Here is a 14,145-nt window from a genome sequence, read left to right as displayed (position 1 = left end):
TCAAAAGGCTGATAATCAGAATTTGTCAGGTGGCAATGCCGTGGGATTCTGCGGCTTGGTTTTTTTGTGATGTCGTAAAATGAAAAAAAAGCACCGCATTGCTGTTTGTTGCGAAGGTTCGTTACTGTGGGCCCAGGGGGTCGAGGTGGTTGTTCGAACTTTGCTGGAGGGGATCTTGGCCAAATACGAAGTGGTTCTTGTTTCCGGAGGGGATGCGGGAGAATTCAAAGGACCTATTGCCCATATTCATTGGGATAGCCGCAAGGCCGGTTATGCATCGGCCCAAGATCTTGCCCGGCAATTGAAAGCCCTGGATGTGGAATTGGTGCATTTTCACGCCAACATGCCCTACGCTTGGGGATCGCGGGTGTTTGGGCGCCACCCGGCCATCGCATGCCGCCGGATCGGATTGCCCTGCCTGCTTACCACCCATCTGTTGGGGGCCTGGCATTGGGGTTATTGTGGGCCTCAAAAGCCGCTTTGGTTCAAGTTGGCTCTGTTCCCTTGGGCGTGGCTTTCGCGTCTTCATTTTTTGGGTTATCTGGAACTTGAGGTTGCCGTTTCAAACGAGAACCGGGATTTTTTACGGCGACTTTGGTTTCCATTTAAGAACCGAATTCAGACGCTTTACCATTCCAGAATCCATGAAAACCGCAAACAGCCGGTGGTCGAACCTCGGGAAAAGATGATCTTAAATGTCGCGTCGATTGCCCCAAGAAAAGGGCAGTTGATTTTAATAAAAGCTTTTACGGAAGTCGCCGCCCAATATCCAGATTGGATGTTGGGGATCGTCGGCCACGTTGGGGACAAGAATTATTTCAATCAGATCCAGGAGGTTGTTCGCGCGAACGGCTTGGAAGCGCGAGTTCGGTTTTTCGGGGTTCTCGATGAGGTCTCTGTGGATGATTTGCTGTGCGGGGTCTCCATTTTTGCGTTTCCATCGTTTATCGAAGCCTTGGGGTTGGCGCTTGAGGAAGCTCTGTTTGCCGGTTGCCCCTCCGTGGGTTCAAAGGTCGGCGGAATCCCCGAACTGATCGAGCCCGGACGCAACGGTTTATTGGTGGCTCCCGGCTCGGTGCGGGAACTTGCAGATGCCTTGGCTTTGCTGATGGGCGACCCGGCGTTGCTCCGAACGTTGTCGGATCAATGCCGCGTTTCCATTTTGGAAAAGGGATTCACCGCGGAGAAAATGGTAGAGAACTATACCCGGATTTACGATCATCTCCTCACTCCCTAACGCCGCTGTTTCCACTTTAGCCAGGCAATGACGATCCCAAACTGGATGTGGTGAGGATACAACCAGTAAGCGGGGTGGGGCCACCGTCCCCGCTTGATGCATCGCGCGAAGTCAATAGCCATCCCGCGCAGCCCCCCCAGAATGCCGGTGCGCAAGGGTCGCATCCGCATCCGCGCCCAGAACTCCGGCCAATGGGGTTCCGTGCGCCAGCATTGCAGGTTTTCCACGGGCGAAAACAATTGATTGCCTACCTGCCTTGTCCAAAGCCAAGTGCGTTTCCTCAAGAAAATATTACGGAATCCGTAGGTTTTTCGCGTTGGCTGGTGCTCCAGTATCAGGGGCAGTTTTTCATACACCATGCCGGGGTCCGGTATCGGAATGCACTCCGGGATGCCAACGCATGAGATGCGGTTGCGGTCAAAAAGCAAGCAGCGATGGTCAGGCCAATCATGAGTGACTGTTTTCTTCCCGTTCCACATTGGCCAGATGCAGGAAAACCCGGCCGTAGGTTCTGCTGGCGCGGGAGACTGCCGGAACTGGATCAGCCATTGTTGCAGCGACGGGGACGGGAATTCGTCCGGATCCATTCGCAGGATCCAGTCGTGTGTTGCGGCGCCAAAGGCAAACTTCCAATGTTGCTCCTGCTGGAATGCACGTGGTCGTTCAAAAAACCGCCCCCCGATATCTTCGACGATGCTGCGGATATTTTTCTCGTCCGGTCCATCATGGATGACCAGCAGCTCATTGTAGCAGCCCTCGATATGCTCGAAGAGCCGGACAAGATGGTCCCGTTCACCGCATGCGCATATAATGAGAGAAAGAGCGGGCATGGGAGGGGGGAATTAAAACCGGGCTGAGGGCTGGGGATGAAGTCGCTGTTTGATCACCTTTCGCCACTGGTGGAAGCGCACGCGGTAGTAGAAGGGCCTCAGTGCGAGCTGTTCGCGCCAGGTTTCACCGAATTGGCGGGCTTTCAGTTTGGCAAGGGTATCTTGGGCTTGTTGCAGATCGCTTTCGCGGTGGGGGTTGGGTTTGCCTTCGACGGTGGCGACGAGGGCTTCTTCAAGCCGGTTGAGCGATGAATTCGGCGATGCTAGCTTGCGAATATGGCGCTGGGCGTTGGCCCCTAGTGAAATCCGAAGCTCTTTGTTTGTTGCTAGTTTCAAAATGGCCTCGCAGATCGTATCCGCCGTGCTCGCGATATAGCCGCATTCGCTGTGGCGCACCAGTTCGATCTGTGCCTGGTCGAGCCAGGGAACAGAATTGGCGATTACCGGTTTTCCATAATTCATCGGTTCGGCGATGCCATAGCCAAAGCTCTCGCCGATGCTGGAGGTATGCAGCACCACATCGAGGCTGGCGAGGGTCAGACGCAATTCGGAGGCGTTGCTGGTAGCGGGTAGGATGATGAACCGGTCGTGGTCCGGGGCGTTCCGGAGCTGCTCCGCCACGAGAGGCGGCGGTTCTCGAAGGATCAACTTGAGGGATGGCTCCTTTTGCAGGGCTTTGCGGAAAGCCATAAGCGGTAAGTCGGTCCATTTATTCGGCTCGGGCCGGGAAATGCGCCCGAAAACCACATCATCCGGTGCGATTCCATGCGCGCTGCGGAAATCGGCGATCTCTTGCGCGGATGGGCCGTCGTCCGAATCGAGCGGATAGACTGCGACGCTGGCTTTGCGGAAAAATTCGAGGTCGAGCTTGAGGAATGCGCGCTGTGCAGCCTGCACGCAACTGGTCCAGGAGATAAACAAACGGAAATCGGTCCAAGCGCGGTCAGTGGGGTTTTCCAAGCGGCCGAAGACATTGGTTTGGACCACGGGGATCTTTGGGATTTTTGCCAAGGCTTGCCCAAGAACATCGCCTTCGGTTGGAAACCCAGGGGAGTGGGTATGAATGGCGTCCGGTTTTGTGCGTTCCAATAGCTGGGCGATGAACAATGGATCAGGTGGAAGGACTTCCACGGGTACACCATGCGCTTCGAGTTCCGGTTTGCGTGGTCCGTCGTTTAGCGTAAGGACCGTGATCTGGTGGCCGCGCTCCTTAAGCCCCCATGCCCATCGGCAGGCTGCTTTTTCGGTACCCCCCAGTCCTAGCGAATTTACAAAAACGTGAATTTTCATTCAGGCTTGGGTCAAAGAGGAGATGGGTTCAATGATGGGCCACCGCAAGTGGACGATTCAGTCAATTGGAACACGGTCACTTGCTGGCAACGAGGATTTCCCTCGGTTTGCGCCGCTTTTCAAGTTGTTGTTTTAGCCACTGGCTGGCGCAGCCGATTTCATCTTGGAGGGTATACCAAAAAAGGGCGATTCCCAGGAGAGCAACAACGGCTTCCGAAGTGAACATGATACTTTTGAATTCCGGGTTGATATTCTTAAAGACCAAAAAGCTGGCGGTGAGCAGCCCTGTATAAAGAAGTAAAATGGATTGGGAGCCTTGGATCAGTTGCTTGGTGTGAAGGCCCATGAGGCGCGGGGCTCTGAATGTGATAAAGCAGATGCCAATTCCAATCAACGAATAGATAGCTGACGAGCACATGTAGCCAACCAGCCCGAAATACTTTGTGCCAAGAATCGAGACTCCTAACGAAAGCACGACATCTCCTGCGATAACCGCCGCGAATAAATTCATTTTTTTGGCCAAGCTGAACGAGATGGCGAGACACCGGTTCCAGATCTGGGCGACGGCAAACACGGCAAACCAAAAGTCAAAGTCCTTGCCAATATAAAGTTGTTCCTTTCCAAAAAGGAGGACAAACCAACGGTTCATGGCCAGGCTGCAGGTCATAGCCAGGAAGGTTAAGCCGATTGTGAAGCGTAGCATCTGGACGAATTCACGGTTTAGCGATTCGGTTTCACCATTGACCCAGCAGATCTGCCACCGCGGATTGAAGGCGTCAAAGGGGCGCCAGATCAGTTGCATCAAAAGGGTTGGCACCTTTGCACACAGAAGATAGCTTGCGACTGCTCCAAGCCCAAGAACGCGGGTAATCACAAGCGAGGGGCTCATTAGCACAACCTGCACGGCGATGTTGATGACAAAAACAGCAGAGCTGAATCCGAAAAGTTCGCGGGCGTGTTGCCAAGGAATGCCCTGTAAGGAGATCCTGATCCGGTTAGGCCCACGGAGGACGGCGATGATGATCAGGATGATGTTCAATCCTGTCTGGGAGGCTAGTGAGAACACATACGCCAAGCTGCCGAAACCCAGTTTCAAGGTTACGAAGAAAACTCCCAGCCCAAGAAATGCTCCCGCGCTGGTGGAAAAATAATACCAGTAGGAACGGTTTTGGGCTCCTAATATGCCGTTTAAAATGCGGAACGGAAAACCGAGAGCATTCAAAAATAACGTGGAGATCCACAGAGTCCGGGCTTCGGAAAACAGCGGAGCTGGGATGTGGAACCAATGCAGGATGGAGTCTGCAAGGAACAATCCTGTTCCAAGGACCAGCAGGCCTTGGACGGTCAGGATGGCAAGAAAGAGGTTGATCCACCCGTTCCATACCTTCTCGTTCTTACCCTGGAGCGGATCGGTCAGAAGCCTCCCGATGGAATTGGTGACGCCGAAATCCAACAAAAGCAGGTAGCCGAGAGACTGCGAAGTGAACGACCAAAGCCCAAAACGTTCGTTGTCGAGAAAACGCAGGGCCATCGGAATAGCCACCAACTGCGTTAACATAATCGCCCCAATCTGAATATATGAGGAGGCTCCTGTTAAAATGGTATTGCGGAACTTCATGAGTCAGCGCTGTGGATAATGCGTTCTCTGCGTCCGGGGGTTAAGCGATTGCCCAGCAATTTGACGAAATCGCGCAACGCGGATTGCGCCGGGTGGAAACGGCGATAGAGTGCCCATGCCGCCGAGGCATTGGAAAATTGTCCCCGTTTGAGTTGTTGCAGCGCGATCATCCAAAGGTGGGCGGTCCGGCGCTGGGATTCCGCACCGATATCGATACCGTGGCTGGCCCATTCCCCAGGATGCTCTTCGAAACTGGTCAATAGGTGTAGCTGCTGTTCCATGGCCCATTCGAAGCTGTGCTTGTTCTGCGCAGTGTCGTTGGAAAGATGGAAGCGGTAGGACGCGCCCTTCTCCGGATCCAAAAGGAGATACGGGTAAAAGAGGGCAAGTTCAACATAGATCGCCCAGTCGCCACAAAAGCGCCAGCGACTGTCAAAGGTGATGCCGCGGGTGGCAAGCGCAGAGCGGCGAAACATGACGTTGCTAATGTTGATGTAGCAGTAAAGCAGCATCCGTTTCAGGGCTTCGCTGCTCGGTTCGATGGGCGGCTTGGATAAGACCGACGGCGCGTCATCGGAGAGCCTAGGGATCACCTTGCTGTTTTGATCCACGTGAACGGCCCAGCTATAGGCGAGCGGGGCCTCAGGGTAGCAATCGAGCAGGCAGACTTTACTCCGGACAAAGTTAGGAAACAAAAAATCGTCCGAACCAAGCATGCAGAAGTAATCCGTTTCGACTTTTTCCCGGACGAAATTCCAGTTGTTCATGACCCCAATATTCCGTTCGTGCCGGAATAGTTTGATGCGGGAGTCGCGGAACTCTTGCAGGATTTCCCAAGTGCCGTCGGTCGAACAATTATCGGCTACCAGCAGGACCCAGTCATTGGAATCCTGAGCCAGAACGCTTTCAATGCATTGCCGGATGTAAGGAGCTGTGTTATAAACAGGAACACAGATGGAGGCTCGCGGGAAACTCATAAAATTCAGACTAATCGTACTGGGAAAATTCCCAGGCAGCCCTTCAGTTTTTCGGAGTTCAGTTGGGGAAACATTGCTTTCAGCAAAGGGGATATGATTTTGCCGTTCGGCAACATTTCCCGTGTCCCGGAGATCCAGGCGATGCGGCGCTCCGGGGTCAGGTACCGCAGGACCAGTGCAATGGTGATCGGGCCGGTGAGTAGCCGTGTGATCTGGTTCGCATTGGAGAAAAAGACGGCGCGGTCGATTCCCAGAAAACGACAGAGTGCTTTGATTAGGTGCATGATCTCAAAGCGGTTCGCTTACGTTCCTTCCATCTCTAGCGGTTTGGCAAACGGCTCCATCTCTGACATGGGCTTGCCGAATGCCATTTTGGGATAGGCATTGGCGGCCGGGGCGATGTTGACTTCAAGCAGGTAGGGGCTCTGGGGTTGGGCCCAGCAGGCTTCGATGGCTGCTTCCAGGCAGGCGGGATCGGTGACGCTGGTTGCCGCGATGCCGTATGCTTGCGCGACTGCTGTGAATGCTGGCGCTGAATAGCCCCAGACGGTGGATTGGTAGCGGGAGCTGAAATAGGATTCCTGAAATTGCCGCACCATGCCGTGACAATGGTTGTTTATGACGATGATCTTTATCGGTAACTGATGATGCGCGATGGTTTGCAGTTCTTGGATGTTGAGCTGGAATCCTCCGTCTCCGGATATGGAGACGACGGGTTTCGCGTTGCCTGCTAAGCATGCGCCAATTGCCGCGGGAAGGGAAAACCCCATGGCTCCGAGGCCTCCTGATGTCAGCAGGCGTTGGTGGCTGGCGATTTCGAGGGATTGGGCCGCCCACATTTGATGCTGGCCCACGTCAATGGTGTAGGCGGAGGCGCTTCCTGATTTCTTCGATAGCTGGTGCATCAGGACGTTCGGGTTGATGCCGGGCACTGAAGCTTGTTCGTTGGTATCGGGCCACTGGTCGCGGAGGGTGTTGATCTGGGAGGTCCACTCCTGGCGCGAGAGCCCGGTGGGTGGGTTCGCGGTGGCATGGGACAGGAATTCTTTTAGTTCGCATTGCAGGCTGATGCAGCCTTCGATGCGGTTGTTCATTTCTCCGGCTTCGCAATCGACATGGAAGATGGGTCGTGTGCCTTTGAATGCCTTGGTATCCGCGCCGGTTTGCCGAACGTCGAGACGGCTGCCCAGGACGAGCAGGTAATCGCTTTCACTCAATGCGATGTTGCTCCACCGGTTGCCGTAGGTGCCGATCAGGCCGGCTCGCAGCGGATGGTGTGAGGGGATGACATCGCTGGCCATTAGGGAGTGGACGACGGGAATGCCCAGGGTTTCGGCAAACTGCCGGAACAGCTCGGTGGCTTGCCCGGAGCGAATACCGCCTCCGGCTAAAATCAGCGGTTTTTTTGCTTCGGCCAAGCGGGCGCATGTTTCGTCCCAAAATTCACGGGTTGCGGGGGTGGCTGCGGAAGGCGGGATCGGGGCGGGGGTGGTTTCCAGGCGTTCGAGGTCGGTGATTTCAGCCCGTTGAACGTCGAGGGGGAGATCCAGCAATACGGGCCCGGGGCGGCCTGACGTTGCGAGGGTGAAGGCGGCTTCGAGAAGCCGGGGGAGGTCTTCGGGTTGGTTGACGAGCCATGCCGCTTTGGTGATGGGGCGGGCCATGGAGACGATGTCGGTTTCCTGAAATCCGAGTTGGCGGATGGGCCGCGAGGCTTTTTGCTCGGTGCGGTTAACCTGCCCGGTTATGAAAACGGCGGGGGTGGAGTCGAAGAAGCAGCTTCCGATGGCGGTGAGGAGGTTGGTTGCGCCGGGGCCGCTGGTTGCCAATGCGACGCCGGGAATTCCGCTGACTCGCCCCCAGCCTTCGGCGGCAAATCCCGCGCCTTGCTCATGGTGCATGCTGACGATGTTGACGGAGGTGCGCTCGTGCAGCGAGTCGAGCAAGAAGGTGATCATTCCTCCAACGAGCTCGAAGACGTGTGTGACGCGACGGTGTTGCAGGTAGAGAGCAATGTAATCGGCGGCTTTCATTCGAGGTGGTGGTTATCGGGGCAAAGGTAGCTTAGGTTTGAGCCGTATGAAATGCCCAAGTCCGTTGAAGAGCTTCTTTGATTGGCACGGAAATTTGAAGCTCTAAACGGTTTTGGGTGAATTGGGTGTCGGGGACGTAGCGTTCGGGGAGGGTTCCTGGTCTGGGGGTGCCTTGGATTTCTACGCGGATCGGGGGCTGGGGAAGGCGGGCGACGAGGTGTGCCAAGTCGGCGATGGAGATGGGGTGGTTGGAGCCGACATGATAGGGCTGCATGGGCTGGCCGTTGAGCAGGATGGTGAGCAGCCAGACGATCAGGTCTGTGGCGTAAAGGTAGGAGCGGTACGGGGTGCCGTCGCCTTTGATGATGACGGGCTCGCCTCGCAGGGCGTTGCCGATGAAGTTGCCGACGGCGAACTGGCTTTCAAGGGGAAGGTAGGGGCCGACGAAGGCGAAGCACCGGGCGATGGTGCACTCGATCCCGTGTTGCTGGTGGTAGATGGCGCAGAGCTGCTCGGCGATGCGTTTGCCTTCGCCGTAGGCGCTCCGGGTTGAGCAGGGATCGGGGGCGCCTGGGTGGGTTTCCGGTAGGAGGGGAAGCTCGGGGGGCTGGCGTCCGTAGACGGCTCCGGAGCTGGTCAGGAGAAATCTGGAGGCTCCTGACTGAAGCGCGAAATCGAGCATTCTCCGGGTCCCGGCGACGATGGGGTCGAGAATGGCCAGTGGCTGGTGGGCGTTCTGGTCGGTCTCTGTGGCGGCGTGGATGATGTAATCAAAGTGGCCTTCGGGAAAGGGGAAGCCGGTGATGTCGCCGCTGAGGAAGTCAATGCGGGGGTGGTTGAGAAAATGGGGGGCTTTTTGGCAAAACCGTTCGGGGCTGCGGCTAAGAACGGTTAGCGATGTCTCGATTCCGCGGCAGCGGTGCAGGTAGTCGAAGGTTTCCAGTAGCCAGCGACCAAAGAACCCGGTGCCGCCGGAGATGAAGAAGCGTTTTCCGGCCAGCTTTTCCCAAAGGGTTTGGCCTTTGAGAAAGATTTCATCGAGATCCTGGGTCGAGGGCCGCTGGGTCATTGGCAGCGGCAGAAGGCCCGGATGACCTCGATTTCATAATCGAGCATCGCTTTGGTGAGGCCGGGGTAGGTCCCCAGGAAGAGGGCTTGGTTCATGATGCGGTCGGCGCCTTTGAGGTCGCCCACGATGCGGAAGGCGGCCGGGTTGTCTTTGCGCAGTTGGATGAAGGCGGGCTGGCGGACGAGGTTGCCGCCAAAGAGCATCCGGTTGCCGATTTTGGCGGCGTCGAGGGCGCGGGCAAGCTGGCTGTTGGTGAAGGGGGCGCTGGCGCGTACGAGGAGCAGGAAGCCAAACCAGCTGTTGTCGGTGCGGCAGCCGCTGGGGTCCCAGGTGAAGCCGTCGGTGGTCCAGCCGGTGGCGTGGGTGGGCAGGGAGAATTCGAAAAATTCCTCCAGGTCTGCCAGGCCGCGGCGCAGGGTTTCCCAGTTTTCTTTGCGGGTCTGGATGAAACGGGGCAGCTTTTTGAGCTGCTGACGGCCGATGGCGGCCTGGATGTCGAGCGGCTTGAGGTTGTAGCCCAGGTGGCTGTAGATGTATTTGTGGTCGTAGCCGCGCGGGAGTTCGCCGAGCTGCCAGTCGAAGCGCCGGTGGCAGGTGTCGTCCATGCCGCTGGCGCACCAGCAGTCGCGCCCCCAGTCGCGGAAGCTTTCGGCGTAGGTTTTGAGCTGCGGTTTGGAGATGATGTTGACGGCACCTCCTTCGCCGAGGGTCAGGTGGTGCGGAGGGTAGAAGGACTGGGTGGAGATGTCGCCCCAGGAGCCGGTGTAGCGGGTGATGTTTTGGCTGTCGTCGGCGAATTCGGGGGAGTTGCCTTTGATTCCTAGCCGTTGGGCTCGTTCCTGCGGCATGGTGTAGGTGCACCCGAGGGCGTCGCAGTTGTCTTCGATGAGCCAGAGGTTGTGGGCCTGGCAGAATTCCAGAACGGTGGCGAGGTCGAAGGGGTTGCCCAGGGCGTGGGCCATCATGACGGCCTTGGTTTTTCCGGGAACGTAGGCGGCTTCGAGCTGCGTGACGTCGGCGTTGCCGGTGGCGGGGTCATTGTCGATGAAGACGGGGATGGCGCCGTTTTGGATGATCGGGGAGACGGTGGTGGGGAAGCCTGCGGCGCAGGTGATGACTTCGTCGCCGGGGCGGATGCGGCGTTCGGCGGGGAGTTTATGGCTGGTCAGCGCGGCGAATGCGACGAGGTTGGCCGAGGAGCCGGAGTTGACGAGCAGGCTGTGCCGGACGCCCAGGATCCCGGCGAGCTCTTTTTCGAAGGCGGCGCCTTCGGGGCCGAGGGTGAGCCAGAAATCAAGGGTGCTACTCACGGCCGCTTCTACTTCGTCTTCGGTAAAGACCCGACCGGCATACGGCACGGTGGTTTGGCCTGGGATAAACTCGGTGGCGGCTTCTGACCCGGGGCGATTGGCCCGGTGCATTAGGGCGGAGTAGTCGCGGGTCAGGCGCAGAATTTCGGCTTTGATTTCGGCGGCGGTGTTCATGAGTGGTTAGACGGCCCAGGCGATCCCTGCGGCTTGGGCTGAGGCCGTGTAGGCGGCGATCTGTTGATGGGTGAGGGATTGGAACCGGGCGGGTTCGCCCTGGCAGGCGTCGGTTTCGCGGTACCAGCGGACGGTTTCGGCGATGGCTTGGGGAAACGGCCAGGCGGGGGACCAGCCCAGGAGGGCGCTGGCTTTGTCGGTGCAAAGCTGGAGTAGCTTGGCTTCGTGCAGGGCGTTGGGATCGCTCTGGTCTGTCCAGGTGCCGGGCCAGGATTTGAGGATCTCCCGGACGAGTTCGCCCACGGTGCGGTTGGCGTCGTGTCCCGGGCCGAAGTTAAAGCCGGAGCAAAGCGGGCCCCCGCATTGTTCCTGCGAAGCGAGGCGGGCGCCAAGCCAGAGATATCCGCTCAAGGGTTCCAGAACGTGCTGCCACGGGCGGGTGGCGTGGGGGTTGCGGATGCCGATGGGGGCGGTGCAGTGCAGGGCTCGGATGCAGTCGGGCACGATGCGGTCGAGGGCCCAGTCGCCACCGCCAATGACGTTGCCCGCGCGGGCGCTGGCGATTTTAACGGGGTGGTTTTGGAAAAAGGACCGGCGGTAGGCGGCGATGGCCAGTTCGGCCATTCCCTTGCTGGAGCTGTACGGGTCGAAGCCGCCCATGGGGTCTTCTTCGCGGTAGCCGTAGATCCATTCCCGGTTTTCGTAGCACTTGTCGGTGGTGATGAAGACTGCGGCGCACGGTTTCCGAAGCGAACGCAAGGCGTCCAGGAGGTGGACGGTTCCCATCACATTGGCAGCGTAGGTTTCCACGGGCCGGTCGTAGGAGAGCCGAACGAGCGGTTGCGCGGCGAGGTGAAAGACGAAATCGGGCTGAACGGCTTCCACTGCATGTCGCAATAGCGCGGCGTCGCGGATGTCGCCGATCTGGTGATGGAGGCGGTCGGCGAGTCCGAGTTGATCAAACAGTGCCGGGGTGCTTTCCGGTGTGAGGGAAAACCCGTGGACGTCGGCGCCCAGCTGGAGCAGCCATTCGCAAAGCCACGATCCTTTGAAACCCGTATGGCCGGTTACGAGAACCGTTTTGCCCGAGAAGGTATCCCGGAACGGAACCAATGCTGCTGCGGTTGAATTGGAGATCGAGTTTGGGCACGCCATGGAGGATTTGAAAGGGGTTGGCAGACGGAGTCGAGGGTTGGAATGGTCAACTAAAGATCACCAGACTTTCCAGGGCGCTTTTCCCTCGTTCCAGAGACGGTTCAGGAACAGGTTTTCCTGATAGGTGTCCATTGGGTACCAGAAGCCCGAATGCTTGAAGGCTTTGATTCCCCCGGCGGCTGCGATTTGCCGCATCGGTTCCTGTTCGAACATGACGTTGTCGGCGTTTTGCAGGTAATCGAAGATCTTTGTTGATGCGATAAAATAACCTCCGTTAATCCATCCCGCCTCGATCTGGGGCTTTTCATTGAAGGTCTTTACGGAGTTCTCTTCGCCCAAGGTCAATTCGCCGAAACGTCCCGGAGGGTGGACGGCGGTCAATGTCAGGAGGCTTTTATGGCATCGGTGGAAGGCAAGTTCCGCGCTGATGTCTACCGAGCTGACGCCGTCGCCGTAGGTCAGAAAAAACTCTTCGTCATCGCCCAGGTGTCTGCGGATGCGCTCGATGCGTCCACCGGTCATGGTTTCTTCGCCAGTTTCAGCCAGGGTGACCGTCCAGCTCTCTTCATCATGCTTATCGTGGAAGTGGAGGCACGGCTCTTCTCCCAGCCGCAGGGTGACGTCGGTGGACATCCATTGGTAATTCCGGAAGTATTCTTTGATAATATTTCCTTTGTACCCGAGGCACAAAATAAAGTCTTTGAACCCATGGGTGGCATAGGTCTTCATAATATGCCATAGGATAGGGCGTCCCCCGATGGGTACCATCGGTTTAGGACGGTATTCGGTTTCTTCACGCAAACGAGTTCCTTTTCCACCGCAGAGAATGACGACTTTCATGACTGGTGACGTGTTATAATTTTGGGCGCGAAGGGATCCGCTCCGAAAAGTTCTTTATGGGCCGGGTGCTTGGCTGCGGCCTGGTTTTGAAGATATGTTTCCAAGGAACGGCGAATAAGCCGCAGCATGGCTACGGACATAATCGAGTTTACAAATTCATATTTAAAGAAGCCGGTCAGGATCAACGTGGGAAGTGGTGCGAAAATCAGTGGAATGCCAATAAAAAGCGCGATGGCAAAGAAGGGTGTTCCCTTGCACGCTGAGATCAGGAGGCTGGATTCCCACGCGATGGCGAAATAGAGGACTAGGAATATAACGAACCCCACGTAACCGACGGTATGGATAGCCGACAGCGGCAGGCTGTGATAATCCCCCGCGACGGTGAGGTTTTCCTGGGCCTCTTGCGCGTACTGTCCCGCCTCCTTTAGCTGGGTGCGCGTCATGCCAAAGCCGTCTCCAAACCACCAATTATTGATGTATTTGTGGCCTGAAGACCAAACGTTTTGCCATATTTCAAGCCGCCAGTCGTTTGAGTCCTGAGCGTTTTCGATAACGCTTTGATCCCACTTGGCTGGCAAAAACGAGAGGGTGCGTTGCATAGCGGGAGGCATATTGATCACCGTCCCCTGCAATGCGATGATCAATCCCAGCACCGGCACTATGGTGAGCGCAGCCCTGAAAATGCTCGAAAAACCGTGCCGGAAATAGCAGGCGACAAAAAAGAAACCGGCGGCACCCATCAACGAGGATCGAAACCCAGATTTTAGAATTGCGAGCACCGATAACACGGTGAGGGCAAAACGGAAAATGTGGAACGGGTTGAGTGTTGAAAAGGGTGAGAACCAGGAATATAAGGTAAGCAGAATGCCCTTCCCAAGGTCTGCAAAAAAAGCTGGGCGTTGTATGTAATCGGTTCCTCCGCTGCTCATCGTCTCAGCGTAACTTGAGGTATCGATGCCGGTGTAAATGCGGGCAACAATAGGGACGGTGGATGGAATGCAGAACGTGATGAAGCTGATGGCGGAAGTAAATAAAGCCCCTGCCATGACGATGAGGGGAAATTTCCAGGCAAATTTAGAGGGAATCTGTACATGGCTGATGACCCAAAAACCCATGGTGGCAAAAACTGCTTCAAAGTAAGGTTTCCCACCGATCAGATTGAGTCCCATGGATTCGGTACCGACAGGATTCCGCAGATATGTGGTTGCTAGGTAAGCAAGATTAAGAAACAGCAAATAATCCAGCCAGTTATAGGCTGCCTTTGTCCGAACGAGTTTAAGCGCCCGCAGCCCCAAAAAAATCATGAAGACGTAGATGATGATTACGTCTCGCAGAGGGAAGGATCCGGGCAACCCGACCAACTGGCCGGTCATGCCCCAGGATAGCGGAATCAAAAGCCAGATCCGTGACTGCATCATCATGGCGATGCCCATCGCCACGATGGCTCCAATAATCATGAATGGCGCTTTGGAACCGGCTCCGGCGGCTCCCCCGACGTATATGGAGAGCAGCGCACCGACAACGATAGTTATAACGATTGTTATACACTCTGTTAGGCGCTTTAATTTCTTGGAATCCATGGATCTCTCGATGGAGGGTGTCACAATGGGAA

12 protein-coding genes are annotated in these 14,145 nt (G+C 56.6%); 1 reads left to right on the top strand and 11 read right to left on the bottom strand.

Annotated elements, in window-relative coordinates:
• The first annotated feature begins 79 nt into the window (after positions 1-79).
• Entirely contained in the window at positions 80-1,237 is a 1,158-nt protein-coding gene (locus B2828_RS04740) for a glycosyltransferase family 4 protein (RefSeq protein ID WP_479632543.1), read from the top strand.
• On the opposite strand, the gene B2828_RS04735 is transcribed toward B2828_RS04740, so the two are convergent.
• The 11 genes from B2828_RS04735 to B2828_RS04685 form a co-directional block, all read right to left on the bottom strand.
• Entirely contained in the window at positions 1,234-2,067 is an 834-nt protein-coding gene (locus B2828_RS04735) for a glycosyltransferase (RefSeq protein WP_479632542.1), read from the bottom strand. The two genes, B2828_RS04740 and B2828_RS04735, sit on opposite strands and share 4 nt — an antisense overlap.
• A gap of 12 nt (positions 2,068-2,079) precedes the next feature.
• Positions 2,080-3,357: a glycosyltransferase family 4 protein gene (locus B2828_RS04730; protein ID WP_479632541.1), complete on the bottom strand. Its 1,278-nt coding sequence runs from the start codon at positions 3,355-3,357 to the stop codon at positions 2,080-2,082.
• A 76-nt stretch (positions 3,358-3,433) separates the two neighbouring features.
• Complete coding sequence (locus tag B2828_RS04725) at positions 3,434-4,975, bottom strand: lipopolysaccharide biosynthesis protein (protein ID WP_479632540.1); 1,542 nt, start codon at positions 4,973-4,975, stop codon at positions 3,434-3,436.
• The gene (locus B2828_RS04720; protein WP_479632539.1) at positions 4,972-5,952 is read right to left on the bottom strand and encodes a glycosyltransferase family 2 protein; all 981 of its coding nucleotides are present in this window, start codon (positions 5,950-5,952) and stop codon (positions 4,972-4,974) included. Before B2828_RS04720 ends, B2828_RS04725 begins: the two co-directional genes overlap by 4 nt.
• 5 nt (positions 5,953-5,957) lie before the next feature.
• Positions 5,958-6,236, bottom strand: coding sequence for a hypothetical protein (locus tag B2828_RS04715; protein ID WP_479632538.1), 279 nt, complete (start codon positions 6,234-6,236; stop codon positions 5,958-5,960).
• An 18-nt stretch (positions 6,237-6,254) separates the two neighbouring features.
• Positions 6,255-7,985, bottom strand: a complete 1,731-nt coding sequence (locus B2828_RS04710) for a thiamine pyrophosphate-binding protein (protein ID WP_479632537.1) — start codon at positions 7,983-7,985, stop codon at positions 6,255-6,257.
• A gap of 31 nt (positions 7,986-8,016) precedes the next feature.
• Entirely contained in the window at positions 8,017-9,054 is a 1,038-nt protein-coding gene (locus B2828_RS04705; protein WP_479632536.1) for an NAD-dependent epimerase/dehydratase family protein, read from the bottom strand.
• Positions 9,051-10,538 carry a lipopolysaccharide biosynthesis protein RfbH gene (gene rfbH, locus B2828_RS04700; RefSeq protein WP_479632535.1) on the bottom strand — a complete coding sequence of 496 codons (1,488 nt, stop codon included), beginning with the start codon at positions 10,536-10,538 and terminating at the stop codon, positions 9,051-9,053. The genes B2828_RS04705 and rfbH overlap by 4 nt, the downstream gene beginning before the upstream one ends.
• 6 nt (positions 10,539-10,544) lie before the next feature.
• A complete protein-coding gene (gene rfbG, locus B2828_RS04695) occupies positions 10,545-11,693 on the bottom strand; it encodes a CDP-glucose 4,6-dehydratase (RefSeq protein WP_479632534.1) in 1,149 nt (382 codons plus the stop codon).
• Positions 11,694-11,750: 57 nt separating this feature from the next.
• Positions 11,751-12,533 carry a glucose-1-phosphate cytidylyltransferase gene (gene rfbF / locus B2828_RS04690; protein ID WP_479632533.1) on the bottom strand — a complete coding sequence of 261 codons (783 nt, stop codon included), beginning with the start codon at positions 12,531-12,533 and terminating at the stop codon, positions 11,751-11,753.
• On the bottom strand, positions 12,530-14,113 hold the full coding sequence (locus tag B2828_RS04685) for an O-antigen ligase family protein (protein ID WP_479632532.1): 1,584 nt from the start codon (positions 14,111-14,113) through the stop codon (positions 12,530-12,532). Before B2828_RS04685 ends, rfbF begins: the two co-directional genes overlap by 4 nt.
• Positions 14,114-14,145: the final 32 nt, after the last annotated feature.

This window comes from Spartobacteria bacterium UBA695, from assembly GCA_002298145.1.
Classification (GTDB): domain Bacteria; phylum Verrucomicrobiota; class Verrucomicrobiia; order Chthoniobacterales; family Chthoniobacteraceae; genus UBA695.
This window is presented reverse-complemented; position numbering and strand designations above follow the sequence as displayed.